Source organism: Mycobacterium sp. E2733, assembly GCF_001667585.1.
Classification (GTDB): Bacteria; Actinomycetota; Actinomycetes; order Mycobacteriales; family Mycobacteriaceae; genus Mycobacterium.
The window spans coordinates 1-15230 of the sequence record NZ_LZJZ01000055.1 but is presented as its reverse complement, the minus strand read 5'-3'; the positions used below and the strand labels follow the sequence as shown (position 1 = coordinate 15230).

Annotated in this window: 14 protein-coding genes; 6 read left to right on the top strand and 8 right to left on the bottom strand. The window is 67.0% G+C overall.

Annotated features, from left to right (window positions below):
* Positions 1 to 30: 30 nt before the first annotated feature.
* A complete protein-coding gene (locus tag A5678_RS10590; protein ID WP_068041809.1) occupies positions 31 to 1404 on the bottom strand; it encodes a metallopeptidase TldD-related protein in 1374 nt (457 codons plus the stop codon).
* A complete protein-coding gene (locus A5678_RS10585) occupies positions 1401 to 2930 on the bottom strand; it encodes a TldD/PmbA family protein (RefSeq protein ID WP_068041885.1) in 1530 nt (509 codons plus the stop codon). The genes A5678_RS10590 and A5678_RS10585 overlap by 4 nt, the downstream gene beginning before the upstream one ends.
* A 58-nt stretch (positions 2931 to 2988) precedes the next feature.
* Between A5678_RS10585 and A5678_RS10580 the strand changes: the two genes are divergently transcribed.
* The 3 genes from A5678_RS10580 (at position 2989) to A5678_RS10570 (ending at position 6092) form a co-directional block, all read left to right on the top strand.
* Positions 2989 to 3873, top strand: coding sequence for a carbohydrate ABC transporter permease (locus tag A5678_RS10580; protein ID WP_068041806.1), 885 nt, complete (start codon positions 2989 to 2991; stop codon positions 3871 to 3873).
* Positions 3860 to 4675, top strand: a complete 816-nt coding sequence (locus tag A5678_RS10575) for a carbohydrate ABC transporter permease (protein WP_068041803.1) — start codon at positions 3860 to 3862, stop codon at positions 4673 to 4675. Before A5678_RS10580 ends, A5678_RS10575 begins: the two co-directional genes overlap by 14 nt.
* A gap of 79 nt (positions 4676 to 4754) precedes the next feature.
* Positions 4755 to 6092 carry a sugar ABC transporter substrate-binding protein gene (locus A5678_RS10570; RefSeq protein ID WP_068041800.1) on the top strand — a complete coding sequence of 446 codons (1338 nt, stop codon included), beginning with the start codon at positions 4755 to 4757 and terminating at the stop codon, positions 6090 to 6092.
* Here A5678_RS10570 and A5678_RS10565 read toward each other — a convergent pair.
* The 4 genes from A5678_RS10565 to ddaH are packed head-to-tail and all read right to left on the bottom strand — an operon-like array spanning position 6089 to position 10523.
* Positions 6089 to 6967, bottom strand: coding sequence for a universal stress protein (locus A5678_RS10565; protein WP_068041796.1), 879 nt, complete (start codon positions 6965 to 6967; stop codon positions 6089 to 6091). The two genes, A5678_RS10570 and A5678_RS10565, sit on opposite strands and share 4 nt — an antisense overlap.
* Complete coding sequence (locus A5678_RS10560) at positions 6964 to 8409, bottom strand: amino acid permease (RefSeq protein ID WP_156746849.1); 1446 nt, start codon at positions 8407 to 8409, stop codon at positions 6964 to 6966. The genes A5678_RS10565 and A5678_RS10560 overlap by 4 nt, the downstream gene beginning before the upstream one ends.
* 36 nt (positions 8410 to 8445) lie before the next feature.
* Positions 8446 to 9681: an ornithine--oxo-acid transaminase gene (gene rocD, locus A5678_RS10555; RefSeq protein ID WP_068041789.1), complete on the bottom strand. Its 1236-nt coding sequence runs from the start codon at positions 9679 to 9681 to the stop codon at positions 8446 to 8448.
* Positions 9678 to 10523, bottom strand: a complete 846-nt coding sequence (gene ddaH / locus A5678_RS10550) for a dimethylargininase (protein ID WP_068041786.1) — start codon at positions 10521 to 10523, stop codon at positions 9678 to 9680. Before ddaH ends, rocD begins: the two co-directional genes overlap by 4 nt.
* A 122-nt stretch (positions 10524 to 10645) precedes the next feature.
* Between ddaH and A5678_RS10545 the strand changes: the two genes are divergently transcribed.
* A complete protein-coding gene (locus A5678_RS10545; protein WP_068041783.1) occupies positions 10646 to 11092 on the top strand; it encodes an Lrp/AsnC family transcriptional regulator in 447 nt (148 codons plus the stop codon).
* Between the two features lie 252 nt (positions 11093 to 11344).
* On the opposite strand, the gene A5678_RS10540 is transcribed toward A5678_RS10545, so the two are convergent.
* Positions 11345 to 12196 (bottom strand): CbiQ family ECF transporter T component, encoded by an 852-nt coding sequence (locus tag A5678_RS10540; RefSeq protein WP_068041780.1) that lies wholly within the window; start codon positions 12194 to 12196, stop codon positions 11345 to 11347.
* On the bottom strand, positions 12193 to 14163 hold the full coding sequence (locus A5678_RS10535) for an ABC transporter ATP-binding protein (protein ID WP_156746848.1): 1971 nt from the start codon (positions 14161 to 14163) through the stop codon (positions 12193 to 12195). The genes A5678_RS10540 and A5678_RS10535 overlap by 4 nt, the downstream gene beginning before the upstream one ends.
* Before the next feature lie 195 nt (positions 14164 to 14358).
* Between A5678_RS10535 and A5678_RS10530 the strand changes: the two genes are divergently transcribed.
* Entirely contained in the window at positions 14359 to 14832 is a 474-nt protein-coding gene (locus A5678_RS10530) for a MarR family winged helix-turn-helix transcriptional regulator (RefSeq protein WP_068041774.1), read from the top strand.
* Positions 14833 to 14911: 79 nt separating this feature from the next.
* On the top strand, positions 14912 to 15230 hold a 319-nt coding region (locus tag A5678_RS10525), incomplete at its 3' end, for an FHA domain-containing protein (protein ID WP_368664891.1).

The following is a 15230-nucleotide window of genomic DNA, read 5'->3' as shown; positions in this document are numbered from 1 at the left end:
GGTAGAACGCGGGCGGCCCAGCGGCAATCGCTATTGCGCCTGGCTCACGGACGACATATAGAAGTCCGGTATCCGCAGCGACGGCATTGCCGTACGGGTGGCCCAGTCCGCCCACTCCCGTGGCAGGGTCTTCTCGCTCGCCCCGGCCTCGGTGACCCGCCGCAGCAGATCCAACGGACTCTCGTTGAACCGGAAGTTGTTGACCGCGGCGGTCACCTCGCCATCTTCGATGAGGTAGACACCGTCGCGGGTCAGCCCGGTCAGCAGCAGCGTGGTGGGGTCGACCTCGCGGATGTACCAGAGCGTGGTCAGCAGCAGGCCGCGTTCGGTGGCCGCGATCATGTCGGCAAGCTCGGCCGATCCGCCGGTCATCACCAGGTTGTCGGCGGCCACCGCGACATCGGCGTCGAACTTGGCGGCCGTCGCGCGCGGGTAGGCCAGCGAGTTGATCACCCCGTTGCGGATCCAGTCCACTTGACCGATCTCCATGCCGTTGTCGAAAACCGACGCCGTCTCCGACGAGTTGCTCACCGCGACGAACGGTGTGCACGCCAGGCCCGGCGCCATCGGATCGGAGAACAGCGTCAGCGGCAACTCGGTGAGCCGCTCCCCCACCCGCGTCCCGCCACCGGGGGCGGAGAACGCGGTGCGGCCCTCCCGTGCGCCCCGGCCGGCCATCGACCAGGCCAGGTAGAGCATCATGTCGGCCACCGTGGACGGCGGCATGATCGTCTCGTAGCGCCCCGCGGTCAGTTCCACCCGTCGCTCGGCCCAGCCGAGCCGCATCGACACGTCCTCGAGCAGCGAATCCATTGGCACCTCGACGAAGTCAGGCGTGCCGATACCCGCCCACGCACTTGCGTCGCCGCGTTTGCCGTTGATTTCCACCGCACCGGCGGGCTGCGCATAGCGGCGACGCACTCCAGTCGACGATGCCAGGAAAGTCGTCGAAACGCTATGGTGCGCAAAGCCGTACAACCGGTCGGTGCCGCGGAAGCCGCGGCTCAAGGAGTCAGCGACATCGGCGAACACCAACGGTCCGGTGCCGGGCACCGGCGCGTCCCAATCGACCGGCACGCCGGTATCGGCCAACAACGGCGCGGCATCGCCCGCCTCGGGCGCCGAGCGGGCCGCCGCCTGGGACGCCGCAACCAGCTCGGGGATGACCCGCGGATCCACCTCGGCGGAGACCATCGTGCCGATGCGCGCGCTGGACCCTTGACGGACGACGGAGATCACCGTGATGTTGCGATTGACCGAAACCCCATTGGTGGTCATCGAATTGCCCGCCCAGCGCAACGTCGCCTCGACCTTGTCGGTGACGAGCACCATGGTCTCGCTCGCGCCGCCGAGATTGGCGGCCTCCTCCAAAACGAGGTTGACGACATGCTGCGGGGTGATCATCGGCCGCCCTCGGTCCGGGTGTTGAGCACGTTCACGCCGCGGAACAATGCCGACGGGCTGCCGTGGCTGACCGGGGCGATCTGGCCGGGCTGGGCCTTTCCGCAGTTGAACGCGCCACCCAACCGCCACGTCGACGGCCCGCCCACGGCTTCCATGGAGTTCCAGAAATCGGTGGTGGTGGCCTGGTAGGCGACGTCTCGCAATTGACTGTCCAGCCGACCGTCGCGGATCCGGAAGAACCGCTGACCGGTGAACTGAAAGTTGTAGCGCTGCATGTCGATCGACCATGACTTGTCGCCGACGATGTAGATGCCGTCCTCGACGCGGCCGATGAGGTCGGCGGTGCTGACGTCCTCGTGCGCGGGCCGCAGGGACACGTTCGCCATCCGCTGAATCGGCACATGATGCGGCGAGTCGGCATAGGAGCACCCGTTGGACCGCGGCTGTGAGAGCCCCTGGCGGAGTCTCAGCGCGAACACCCGGTCGAGCTGATAGCCGACGAATATCCCGTCGCGCACCAGATCCCAGCTTTGTGCCGCCACCCCCTCGTCGTCGTAACCGATGGTGGCCAACCCGTATTGGACGGTGCGGTCGGCGGTCACGTTCATCACCGGGGAGCCGTACCGCATGGTGCCGAGCTTGTCAGGCGTGGCGAAGGACGTGCCCGCGTAGGCCGCCTCGTAGCCGATGGCCCGATCGTATTCAGTTGCGTGCCCGATGGATTCGTGAATGGTCAGCCACAGGTTGGTGGGATCGATCACCAAATCTTTGCGCCCCGCGGTCACGCTGGGCGCCTTGACCTTTTCGGCCAGCAGCGACGGCAGCTGCGCCAGCTCGTCGGTCCAGTTCCACACCTCGTCCCCGGCCAGCACTTCCCAGCCGCGCCCCATCGGCGGGGCCAGCGTACGCATCGAGTCGAAGCTGCCCGCCTGGGCGTCGACGGTCACCGCCTCGAGCGACGGCTGCACCCGCACCCGTTGCTGGGTGATCGACGATCCGAAGGTATCGGCGTAGAACGTCTGCTCCTTGACGGCCGTGAGCACGGCCGAGACGTGGTCGACACCGTCGGCGCTGAGCAGCCGGCCCGAGTATTCCTCCAGCACGTCGATCTTGTCGGCGGCCGGGACACTGAACGGGTCGATCCGGTAATCGGAAACCCAGGTGGCATCCGCGTACACCGGCTCGGGCGCCAACTCGACGCGCTCGCTGTTCAGCGTCGCCAGCGTCGTGGCCACCTGCACGGCGCGACGCGCGGTCTCGGCGGCGACCGAGGGCGCCAGCTCCGCGTGCGAGGCGAATCCCCACGTGCCATCGACGATCACCCGCACCGCCAGACCGACCTCGCGGTTGACGACCGCCGTCTCCAGCTCCCCGTCGCGCAGCTGGATGATCTCGGTCACGATGCGGTGAACCCGCAGGTCGGCGTAGCTGGCGCCGGCCGCGGTGGCCGAAGAAAGCGCGGCTTCGGCCAACTGGTGGCGCGGCAGGTTGAGGAAGTCGGCATCGATCCCCCGGTTCGGTGTCACGGATCCACCGTAACGGCCGTTCACCCCAAACCCCGGCCCCGCCCGCTTTAATTACCCCATGGCCAGCGGCGTCCTGCGGACACAGCCTCGCTCCGCCGCGCTGGGCTATGCCCTGCTGGCGCCCAGCCTGTTCGGCGTCGCGACCTTCTTGCTGCTGCCCATCCTCGTGGTGATCTGGCTGAGCCTCTACCGCTGGGACCTGCTGGGCCCGCTGCACTATGTGGGTCTGGCCAACTGGCGGTCGGTGCTGACGGATCGCAACTTCGCCAACTCGCTGATCGTCACCGCCCTCTTCGTGGCGATCGTGGTGCCGGCGCAGACGGTGCTGGGCCTGCTGGCCGCGTACATGCTGGCCCGCCAACTCCCCGGCACCGGCCTGTTCCGCACCCTCTATGTGCTCCCGTGGATCTGCGCGCCCCTGGCGATCGCCGTGCTGTGGCGCTGGATCCTGGCCCCCACCGACGGAGCCGTGAGCACCCTGCTGGGACACAGCATCGAATGGCTGACTGACCCCAACTTTGCGCTGCCGCTCGTCTCGGCCGTCGTCGTGTGGACCAACGTCGGCTATATCTCGCTGTCGTTTCTGGCGGGCCTGCTGGCGATCCCCGCCGACATTCACGCCGCCGCGCGCACCGACGGCGCCACCGCATGGCAACGGTTCTGGCGCATCACGCTGCCCATGCTGCGGCCTACTACGTTCTTCGTACTTGTGACCGGGATCGTCAGCACCGCACAGGTTTTCGACATGGTCTACGCGCTGACCGGCGGCGGCCCGGCAGGCAGCACCGACCTGGTGGCCCACCGCATCTACGCCGAGGCATTCGGCGCCGCGGCCATCGGGCGCGCCTCGGTGATGGCAGTGGTGCTGTTCGTCATCCTGATCGGCGTCACCATGGTGCAGCAACTCTACTTCCGGCGGCGGATCAGCTATGACCTCACCTAGCCGGCTCGCCATCTACGGCGGACTGATCCTCGGCGCGCTGATCACGTTGGTCCCCTTCCTACTTGGTTTGTTGACCTCGTTCACCTCGGCACACCAGTTCGCCAGCGGCACGCCGTTGCAGCTGCCGCGGCCATTCACCCTGTCGAACTACGCCGACCTCGGTGGAGCCGGATTCGGCCGCGCGGCGGCGGTGACCGCCTTGATGACCGCCGTGATCCTGGTGGGCCAGTTGACCTTCTCGGTGCTGGCCGCATATGCGTTCGCGCGTTTGCAATTTCCCGGTCGCGACGCACTGTTCTGGGTCTACATCGCGACGCTGATGGTGCCGGGGACGGTCACGGTGGTGCCGTTGTATCTGATGATGGCCCAGCTCGGCCTGCGCAACACATTCTGGGCCTTGGTGTTGCCCTTCATGTTCGGCTCGCCGTACGCGATCTTTCTGCTGCGGGAGCACTTCCGCATCATCCCCAACGACTTGGTCAACGCCGCCCACCTGGACGGGGCCAACACCCTGGACGTGATCGTGCATGTGGTGATTCCGTCCAGCCGGCCGGTGTTGGCCGCCTTGACTCTGATCACGGTGGTCTCGCAGTGGAATAACTTCATGTGGCCGCTGGTGATCACCAGTGGGCACAAGTGGCGGGTGCTCACGGTGGCGACGGCCGATCTGCAGTCGCGGTTCAACTCCCAGTGGACGTTGGTCATGGCGGCGACGACCGTCGCGATCGTCCCGCTGATCGCGCTTTTCGTGGTCTTCCAGCGCCACATCGTCGCATCGATCGTCGTTTCGGGGCTCAAGTGAGCCGTCCGCGCACCGAGATTGCCGTGACGGCTGCGATTCCGGGGGATCCACGACCACCACGGCAATCTCGGCGCGCAAGATGAGCCGGCCCCGCTTTTCGACGCTGATGGCCGGGGCGCTCGCGTTGGTCGCGGTGCTCTTGGGGGCGACCGCGGTGCTGCTGGACTACTCCGGTCAGCCCCCCGGCGGCAAGATCATCGTGACCGTGCGCGTCTGGGCCGAACAGATCGCCGCCGCCTATCGGCAGTCGTTCGAGGCGTTCAATCGCGCGCATCCCGATATCGCGGTGCACACCAGCGTGGTTGCGTATTCGACGTACTTCGACACGCTGCGCACCGATATCGCCGGCGGCAGTGCCGACGATATCTTCTGGCTGTCCAACGCCTATCTGGCCGCCTACGCCGACAGCGGGCGGCTGATGAACATCGGCCTGGCCCTCAAACCGAGCTCTGCCTCGGCGTGGGATTCGGCGGTCGTCGACCAGTTCACCCGCGGGGGCGCGCTGTGGGGGGTGCCGCAGCTGACCGATGCCGGGATCGCGCTGTATTACAACGCGGACCTGCTCGCCGCGGCCGGCGTCGACCCCGCCCAGCTGAACGGGTTGCGGTGGAGCACCGCTGGCGGCGACACGCTTCGGCCCGTGCTCGCCCGGCTCACCGTGGACGCCGACGGACGCCCCGGAAATGCGGCGGGTTTCGACGCCGGGCGGGTCCGGCAGTGGGGCTACAACGCCGCCAACGACCCGCAGGGCATCTACCTCAACTACATCGGTTCGGCCGGCGGGGTTTTCCAACGCGGCGATGCGTTCGCCTTCGACAATCCCGGTGCGGTGCAAGCCTTCCGCTATCTGGTCGGCCTGATCAATGACGACCACGTCGCACCGCCCGCGTCCGACACGAACGACAACGGCGACTTCTCCCGTAACCAGTTCCTGGCCGGCAGGATGGCGCTGTTCCAGTCCGGCACCTACAACCTGGCGCCGGTGGCCCGCGATGCCCGCTTCCACTGGGGCGTGACGATGATGCCGGTGGGCCCGGTAGGCCGGGTGAGTGTCACCAATGGCATTGCGGCGGCGGGCAATGCGGCGACGAAGCATCCCGACGCGGTGCGTCAGGTCCTGGCGTGGATGGGGAGCAAGGAGGGCAACGAATTCTTGGGACGCGAGGGTGCGGCCATCCCGGCGGTGCTGTCGGCTCAGCCGGTGTACTTCAAGTACTGGTCCGCCCGGGGCGTCGACGTCACGCCCTTCTTCGCCGTGCTCAACGGCCCGCGCGTCGCGGCCCCCGGCGGCGCCGGCTTCGCAGCCGGCAGCGACGCCCTGAAGCCCTACTTTGACGAAATGTTCTTGGGCCGCGGCGATGTCGCGGCGACCCTAGAACGCGCTCAGGCGGCCGCCAACGCCGCGGCGCAGCGCTAGCCGGGCAGCACCAGCACCGGCACCGGACTCTCGCGGATGATCTTGGCGCTGCGGGAACCGAGGAAGACCCGCCGGATGTCCCCGCGCGGCCGGGTGCCCAATGCCAGGATCTCGCCCTCCTGCCAATCCGCCTTCGCCAGCGCATCTTTCCAAGTGCGGCCGGTAACGACCTGTAACGCAACATCTTCGCTGACGATCCCGTTCGTCTTCAGCTCCTCGAGGATGTCTCGCACCTGCGACGCCCAGGCCTGCAAAACCTCGTCCTCGACCTCGAGCCCGACCTCCGGTGGATACATCGTCTTGCCGCGAACCGCGAAGGTGATCACCCGCACCGGCACACCGAATCGCTGACCGAATTCGAAGCAGCGTCTCACCACGTCGATCGCATCGGGGGTGGCCGAGTAGGCACAGGTGAGGCGGGTCAACTTGCCTTGGTGTGCACGGTAATTGCGGGGGCTGATGGCCACCGGCACGGTCGAGGCGTGCAGCAGCCAGTCGGCGGTGGAGCCGATCAGCACCTGCCCTCGCCCGCCGCTGGGCAACGAGCCCAGCACCAGCACGTCGGCGTCAACCTCGTGGATGACTTCTAGGAGTCCGCCCGACACCGAGCCGTGCGCGCGGTGCAGGTAAGTGACGTCGATGCCGTCGGCCACCGTGTCCAGAAAACGGCCGGCCTCCTTCGCCGACTCCGCGGCCAGGGCGTCAGCCCACAGCTCGTATTCGGCGTCGACGCGGGCGAACGACGGCGTCAGCCACGGTTTGGGCACGATGGTCACCACAGTGAGCGAGGTCCCGCGGGTCCGCGCGATGCGCAGGCCGAGATGCAAACCCGAAAGTCCCACCTTGCCGGCCCGATACCCGACGACGACGGTCACAGCGCGTCCCGCTCAAGCGCTTCGCCGTTGAGCGCGCTGTGGTGGCGGCCCCACACGAAGTAGAAGACTAACGCGAGCGCGATCCAGCCGCTGAACGCGATCCACGTGTACCAGTGCAGGCTGGCGAGGATGTATCCGCACGCCAGCATCGAAAGGACGGGCGTGACGGGATACCCGGGAACCTTGAAACCCCGCGGCAAGTCGGGCTCGCGAACTCGCAAGATGATCACTCCGGCCGATACGACGACGAACGCGGTGAGCGTCCCGATGGACACCATGTCCGCCAGCTTTTCCAGCGGTATGAAGGCGGCCAGCGCCGAGGCCGCGATGGCCACAATCACCGTGTTGCCCACCGGCGTCATGGTGCTCGTGTTCACGCGCGCGAATCGGGATGGCAGCAGCCCGTCACGTCCCATCGCGAACAGGATGCGGGTCTGCCCGTACATGCTGACCAGGGTGACGGAGAAGATCGAGATGACAGCGCCCGCGGCCAGAATCGTGCTGGCCCAGCCGCCGCGGGTGACGTTGTCGAGGATGGTGGCCAGGCCGGCCTCCTGCTGTCCGGCGAATTCCTGCCACGGCTGAGTGCCCAGCGCGGCGAGCGCGACGAACACGTAGACGCTGGTAACGGTCACCAGCGCGGCAATCAGCGCCCGCGGCATGGTCTTCTGCGGGTTCTTCACTTCGTCGCCCGCGGTCGACACGGCATCAAGGCCGATATAGGAGAAGAAGATGGTGCCGGCGGCCGAGCCGATGCCGGCAACGCCGAATGGTGCAAAGTCGTGGAGATGGTTCGCGTCGAAGGCGGTGAACGCGACGATCGAGAAGATGATCAGCACGCCCAGCTTGATCAGCACCATGATCGTGTTGACCCTGGCCGATTCGCTGGCGCCGCGGATGAGCAGCAGCGCGCACATCCCGATCAAGACGATCGCCGGGAGATTCAGCCAGCCGGGCCGCGCATCCCACGGCGCGGCCGACAACACATGCGGCAATTGGAAACCGAAGACATTGCTGAGCAGCTTGTTGAGGTAGCCGCTCCAGTTGACCGCGACCGCGGCGGTCGACACCCCGTATTCCAGCAGCAGGCAGGCCGCCACCCCCATCGCGACGACCTCCCCCAGAGTGGTGTACGCGTAGGAATAGGAAGACCCCGAAACGGGCACCGCGGAAGCCAATTCGGCATAACAGATGGCCGCGAGCCCGGCCGCGAGCCCCGCGATCAGAAAAGACAGGATCACTCCCGGGCCGGCCTCCGGCACGGCCTGGGACATGACGAAGAAGATGCCCGTCCCGACCGTCGAGCCGACCCCGAACATGGTCAGCTGGAAGGTGCCGATGCTCCGCTTGAGATGGTCCGCGGCCCCGTATGCGACGACCGTGCCGACAACCGGGCGGCGCCGCAGCATCTGCTCTTTCAAGCTGATCGACGTGGGTGGCAATGCCCCTCCTTGGCCCCTCCTTGCTCGATCAGCTGATTATGGGCCAGCCTCCCGCAACGCCATAGCGAACTGCGCAATCGCCCAGTCGATCTCCTGCTCGGTGACCACCAGCGGTGGGGCGAACCGCAACGTCGAGGAGTGCGTGTCCTTCACCAACACACCACGATCGGCCAGCCTAAGACTCAGCTGCTTGCCCGTCCCGAGCGCGGGGTCGACGTCGACGCCGGCCCACAGCCCAAGGCCGCGCACGCCCAGCACGCCGTGGCCTACCAGTTCGCGCAGGCGCGCATGCAGGTATGCGCCCAATTTCGCCGAGCGGGCTTGAAACTCTCCGCGGCCCAGCATGGAAACCACGGTGGCGCCGATGGCGGCCGCCAACGGGTTACCGCCGAAGGTGGAGCCGTGTTCGCCGGGATGCAGCACGCCCAGGACCTCGTCATCGGCGACCACCGCCGACAACGGAACCACGCCGCCGCCCAGCGCCTTGCCCAGCAGGTAGACATCCGGCACCACACCCCAGTGGTCGCAGGCAAAGGTGTGCCCCGTGCGCGCCAGCCCGGACTGAATCTCGTCGGCGATCATCAGCACGTTGTGCTCGCTGCAGAGCGCGCGAACGGCCGGCAGGTAGTCGTCGGGCGGAACGACGATGCCCGCCTCGCCCTGGATCGGCTCCAGCAGCACCGCGACGGTGTCGTCGTCGATCGCGCGGGCCAGCGCGGCGGCGTCCCCGAACGGCACCGACCGGAAGCCCGGGGTGAACGGCCCGAATCCATCTCGCGCCTCGGGATCCGAGGAGAAGCTGACGATGCTGATCGTGCGGCCATGGAAGTTGTTGTGCGCCACGATGATGTTGGCCCGGCCGCCTGGGACGCCCTTGACGTCGGCGCCCCACTTGCGGGCGACTTTGAGACCGCTCTCCACGGCTTCGGCACCCGAGTTCATCGGCAGCACCCGGTCTTTGCCGCACAGCCGTGCAAGGGCGGCGCAGAACGGGCCGAGCGTGTCGGAATGGAACGCACGGCTCACCAACGTGACGGTGTCGAGCTGGGCGTGTGCCGCCGCGGTGATCTCGGGGTTGCGATGGCCGAAGTTGACCGCCGAGTAGGCGGCCAGGCAATCCAGATAGCGCCGGCCCTCCACGTCGGTGATCCAGGCACCCTCGGCGCTGGACGCCACCACGGGCAACGGCGAATAGTTCTGCGCCGCATAGCGTTCGACCAGCCCGATCGCCGCCTCGGTCTGGGTCGAAGCCGGGGCGTCGAGGATCGTCATGGAAACACCTCCAATGTGCAGCACTTGACCGAACCGCCCCCCTTGAGGAGTTCGGACAGGTCGACGCCGACCGGGTCGAAGCCGGCATCCCGCAGTTGTGCCGCGAAACCGGTTGCGACGGCAGGAAGGACGACATGCAGGCCGTCCGAGACGACGTTGAGGCCGAGCGCGAAGGCGTCGGCGCTTCCCACCACGATCGCGTCGGGAAACAGCGCCTGCAGTCGGTCCTGCGCTGTAGCGCTGAACGCCGGCGGGTAGAACGCGATCGTCCGGTCGTCGAGGACGGCCAGCGCGGTGTCGAGGTGGTAGAAGCGCGGATCCACCAACTCGAGCGAGACGACCGGGAGCCGCAGCGCCGCGGAGATTTCCGGGTGTGCACGCCGGTCGGTGCGAAAACCGTAGCCCGCCAACACCGTTTCCCCGATCATGAGCAAGTCGCCCTGACCCTCGTTGATATGACGGGTGGACAGCGGCCGGTACCCCAGCGAAGACATCCATTCGGCGTAGGCGCGCGATTCGCCGGCCCGCTCGGCGAATCGGAACCTCGCGACGATCGCGACGTCGCCGGCGATGAATCCACCGTTGGCGGCGTACACCATGTCAGGCAGCCCGGGTTCGGGCTCGATCACCTCCACCTGGTTCCCCAGCCGTAGATAGGTCGTGCGGAGGGCTTCCCATTGGGCCATCGCGACGCCGACGTCGACGGGCGTGGTGACGTCCATCCAGGGGTTGATCGCGTACTCGACCGCGAAGAACTCGGGCGGCGTCATCGCGTAGCGGCGCGCGCGGGCCGCGCGGGTGTGCCGTACGGCGACGGGTGCGGCCACGTGGCGTTGCGTCATAAATCAACGATATTTCCGGCCCTGCAGACAAGCAAACGCTAGCTATTGCGCGTATATACCCTATTTATTGCGCTAGACTGCCTACAGCAGCGATTTGTTGCGTCGGATTGCCGGGGAGGGTCATGGAGCGCCTCGATGAGACCGACACCAGCATCCTCGCCGAACTGACCGAGCACGCCCGGGCCACGTTCGCCGAAATCGGAGAGAAGGTGAATCTTTCCGCGCCGGCGGTCAAGCGACGCGTCGACCGGATGCTCGACACCGGTGTCATCAGAGGCTTCACCACGGTCGTCGACCGCAACGCACTCGGCTGGAACACGGAGGCGTACGTGCAGGTGTTCTGCCACGGCACGATCGCCCCCGACCGACTGCGGTCGGCGTGGGTGGACATGCCGGAGGTGGTGAGCGCCGCGACCGTGACCGGCACGTCGGATGCGATCCTGCATGTGCTGGCCCGCGACATGCGCCACCTGGAAGCCGCCCTCGAGCGCATCCGGTCGAGCGCGGACATCGAGCGCAGCGAGAGCATCGTGGTGTTGTCGAACCTCATCGACCGGATGCGAACCTGAGCCGCCGTCGCGCGCGGCGCGAGCGTAACGACACTGCGGAATTCCGCCGGTCGATTATTCGCAGTGCCGTTACGCTCGCGGCCTCAGCGCCTGTCGAACGAGGCGCTTCAGCCTCGACGGCCCACCGTCGGCGGCCGGCGAGATTCATAGGGCCAGGGCTGATTTCGCTCGGGGATGGAGTCGGTCATCAATGCGAGCCGCGATCGTGCGAGTCGGGTGGATGTCGGCCGCGCGCTTACGCTAAGCGAATGACTAGCGAGTCAGGTGGAATATCGTCTCGATCGCCACCGCGGCTCCGCTGACCGCTATCGTGACCGCGAGCGTCGCCCAGTCGCCCAGTCTCGGCCGCGCCGGGTCGGCAGAAAGTTGACCGATGCCGCCGCGAGCCGTGATCGCGTCGCCCATCTCATCGGCACGCCGCAGAGTCACCACGATGGCGGCGGCGACCAAGTCGATCGAGTTGCCCGTGGTCTGCCGAACCCGCGCCTTACGACCCCGTGGCATGTGGTTGGGCCGCAATCGACGAGCGGCGTAGAGCACCTGAAATTCCTCGATCAACAACGGGAAGGCGCGTAGCGCCAGGGCCAGCGCCACCGCCCATTCGTCAACCGGAATCCGCAGCCATTTGAACGGGCGGCCCAAAATTGCCAGAGCCGGCGCGATTTCGGCGACGTTGGTGGTCCACGACACCATAGCCCCCAGCGCGAGCAGCACGATCGATAGCGCGGTGATCCGCAGGAAGTGCAGCGCTCCGCCGAGCCAGATGTTGAAGCCGTGGATCGAGATCACCGGACTACCGCCGGCCAACGCCGCGGTCACGAAACCAAGTGCCAGGAGGACCCACAGCCACCGCGGAATCGATGGAACCGCACCCCGGGGGATATGTGCGATCCAGATCGCCGCCACCACGAGCACGGCCACCGCCCCGATCGTCACCCAACCCGGATAGAGGGTCAGCAACACCGAAACACCGAATACCACCAACAGTTTGGTGCCGGCCCACAGGTTGTGAATGGCCGACCTTCCGGGCACCGGAACCAGCAGCACCACCGGACGAGAACGGCGCCGGGTCCTACCGGATGCCGAGGACGAAGTCGCGGTCACGCCACACCCCCGGCCGCGGCGGTGGCCGATAGAGATTCCAGCGCGCCATTCTGCAGATGCAGGACCCGCGGGCACACGTCTTCCAAACCGACGAAGTCGTGCGAGATCACCACTACGGTCAGACCTCGGTAGCGGCGCAGATCCGCCAGCAGGCGCAGCAGGCCCCGCTGGCTGGCCATGTCCAATCCGGCTAACGGCTCGTCGAGGATCAACACGCGCGGCGAACACGCCAGCAGTCCGGCCAGCACCACCCGTCGCATTTCGCCACCGCTGAGCTGGTCGATGCGGCGATTGCCCATCGCGGGTTCCAGTCCGACCGAGCCCAGAGCGGCGGCGACGCGGTTTACGTCCCGGGCCGAAAACCCTGCCACGGAAGCGATTTCGAGGCCGACGTGGCTGCGCATCAATTGCAGCCTCGCCGTCTGAAACGACAATCCCACCGCGCCGACGTGCTCACGGATGGGCTCGCCGTCAAGCAAACAGGCACCGGCGGTGGGAACGGTCAACCCGGCCATGATCCACGCCAGCGTCGACTTGCCCGACCCGTTGCCGCCGTGAATCAAAATTCCGTCGCCCTGTTCCACTACGAAGCTGATACCGCGCAGCGCGGTCTTCTCCCAGGGTGTGCCGCTGTTGTATTCGTGCCGGACGTCGACGATCTCGAGTACCGGCTTGTTGAAGGTCCGCTTGACTGCGATGGCCGGCGACGGCGGCGGAGCCGTCTCCACCATGCCGGCGTTGTCCGAGGAATCGCTGAGGTTGATGGTCCTGTCCGCGGACGCGGCCTCGTTGTCGAAGTGCGTGATGTGCACCAGCGCAGTCCGATGCCGTTGGGGAAGGCCTGAGAGCACGTTCAACAGAACGTTACGGCCCTGTTGATCGACCATGCTGGTGAACTCGTCGGCGATCAGTAGCGCCGGTTCCCGAGCGAGGGCCGCGGCCAGAGCGAGGCGCTGCAGTTCCCCGCCGGACAGGCTGCCGGTATCACGCTCGGCAAAACCCTCCAGACCTACTTCGCGGAGCAGGTGTTCGACGTCGACCTCGGTGCCCGGCGGCAGCCCCCAGACCACATCATCGGCGACCCGGGTTCCCAAGACCTGGCTCTTCGGGTGCTGCAGAACAAGCGCCGTGCCGCCCAACATGCCCAACCCCACCGCGCCCGGGCGGTCTACGGTACCCGACGTCGGCTGCCGACCCGCCAGGATCAGCGTCAACGTCGTCTTCCCGGAACCATTGGCGCCGATGACGGCAACATGTTCTCCCACTTGGAGGTCCAGGCTGATTTCGCGCAGCGCGTCGTGCTTCGCGTGGGGGTAGCGGAACCGCACCTTGTCCAACCGCACCGGCACCGGCCCGATCGCGGCGCCGGGCGCCTCCTCGGGAGCGTCGAGTTTGTGCACGTCCGGAACGTTGCCCATCCGTTCGAGCAAGCGCGAGAGCGCCCACCAACCGATCAACGACGAGAACATCACCCCGTAGGTGACGTAGCCGAGCATCAGCCACGGCCAGTAATGCAGCCCGAATTCGAAGCCCCGCCTCACATCGGCGCCGAGCCATTGCAGGTCCACCCGGTCGAGGAACGCGACAACACCGTCCATGTTGGCCGTCATCACCTGAAAAATCAGATGCCGCAGCCGGTTCAGCACCATCAACATTCCGACCGATGCGGTGGCGACGGCGAGCCCGACAACGAAGGACGAGGCGAGCACCGTTGGGGTGCCCCTGCCCCTGCGTTTCACGAATCCGGTCAACCCGCCGATGTATGCACAGTTGACGACGGTCAGGAAACTGCCGAGTCCCGAGATGAGGAACGCGATCATTCCGGCAGCAAACGTCGCGGCGAGCAGCACCCGCAGCCGGTACCGGTAGGCAAGCAGCCCCATCGGCACCGTGCCCAGCAGCGCCAATCCCTGCGCAAACGGAATCACGCCGGCGATGATCGCGATCACCGCGCAGAGTGCCCCCATGACCGAGGCCTGTGCCAATTCAGTCGGCTGTAAAGGCCCACCCCGACGGCGCGAACGGACGGGGCGACGGGCATTCACTTCACTGATTGTGCCAGGACGCGGCACCACGTCGCTTCATCACGCTGAGTAACTTCCATCCCGATTCGGGCCGGCCGCCACTCGTCTCACTTAGCAAAGCTATGGAACTATGGATACATGGACAGAGTTGTCGAGACCGCAAACATCGAGGCCCAGCAGCTGGGCGCGGACTTGCTCGCCGTGGTGGCGCGGCTCAACCGGCTGGCCACCCAGCGGATCCAGATGCCGTTGCCTGCGGCGCAGGCCAGGCTGCTTGCCACGATCGAAGCGCACGGAGAGGCACGCATCGGCGACCTCGCCGCCGTCGATCACTGCTCCCAACCGACCATGACCACGCAGGTGCGCCGGCTCGAGGACGCCGGTCTGGTCACCCGAACCATCGACCCGGGGGACGCCCGCGCCGTCCGGATCCGCATCACCCCCCAAGGGAAGCGCACCCTCAACGCGGTTCGCGCCGACCGCGCCGCCGCAATCGAACCCCAACTGGCGTTGCTCGAGCCGGTGGACCGCCAGGTGTTGACGGACGCGGTCAAGGTGTTGCGCCGGCTTGTCGACAATGCATCGGTGGCGGGTCGGCGTAACACGCTGTGATGGCGGGACCCCGGTGGATAGCCGGCGGCCGACGGGTAGACACTAAGTCAGCTGACCGGCGTGACGAAAGGTGGCGGAAATGCGGCCCGAGGCTTCCGCGTTCAGAGCCTCCCCGTTGACCGTTTGGATCGGGTCGATGAGGTTCGACTTCGCCCCCGGCCGGGACGTGATCGTCGGCTACGGGCCGGGCAGCGACATCGCCCTCGAGCGGCTCCTAAACCCGGGCTCGCCGCCGCCCCCGCCCGGCCCTGAGGTGGTGCTGCGGTTCGCCCGCACCCACTGGGTGGCCATCGACCTGAGCCACAACGGCATCTTCGTCGACGGTGCACGGGCGTCGACGGTGGACATTCGCGACGGTCAGGCGATCAGCATCGGTGATCCGCAGCGGGGCCCGCGGC

Excerpts from the sequence above, each read along its gene's own strand:
- A5678_RS10590 (WP_068041809.1), bottom strand. The coding sequence starts at position 1,404 with ATGATCACCCCGCAGCATGTCGTCAACCTCGTTTTGGAGGAGGCCGCC.
- A5678_RS10580 (WP_068041806.1), top strand. The coding sequence starts at position 2,989 with ATGGCCAGCGGCGTCCTGCGGACACAGCCTCGCTCCGCCGCGCTGGGC.
- A5678_RS10575 (WP_068041803.1), top strand. The coding sequence starts at position 3,860 with ATGACCTCACCTAGCCGGCTCGCCATCTACGGCGGACTGATCCTCGGC.
- A5678_RS10570 (WP_068041800.1), top strand. The coding sequence starts at position 4,755 with ATGAGCCGGCCCCGCTTTTCGACGCTGATGGCCGGGGCGCTCGCGTTG.
- rocD (WP_068041789.1), bottom strand. The coding sequence starts at position 9,681 with ATGACGATCCTCGACGCCCCGGCTTCGACCCAGACCGAGGCGGCGATC.
- ddaH (WP_068041786.1), bottom strand. The coding sequence starts at position 10,523 with ATGACGCAACGCCACGTGGCCGCACCCGTCGCCGTACGGCACACCCGC.
- A5678_RS10545 (WP_068041783.1), top strand. The coding sequence starts at position 10,646 with ATGGAGCGCCTCGATGAGACCGACACCAGCATCCTCGCCGAACTGACC.
- A5678_RS10535 (WP_156746848.1), bottom strand. The coding sequence starts at position 14,163 with ATGGGGGCACTCTGCGCGGTGATCGCGATCATCGCCGGCGTGATTCCG.
- A5678_RS10530 (WP_068041774.1), top strand. The coding sequence starts at position 14,359 with ATGGACAGAGTTGTCGAGACCGCAAACATCGAGGCCCAGCAGCTGGGC.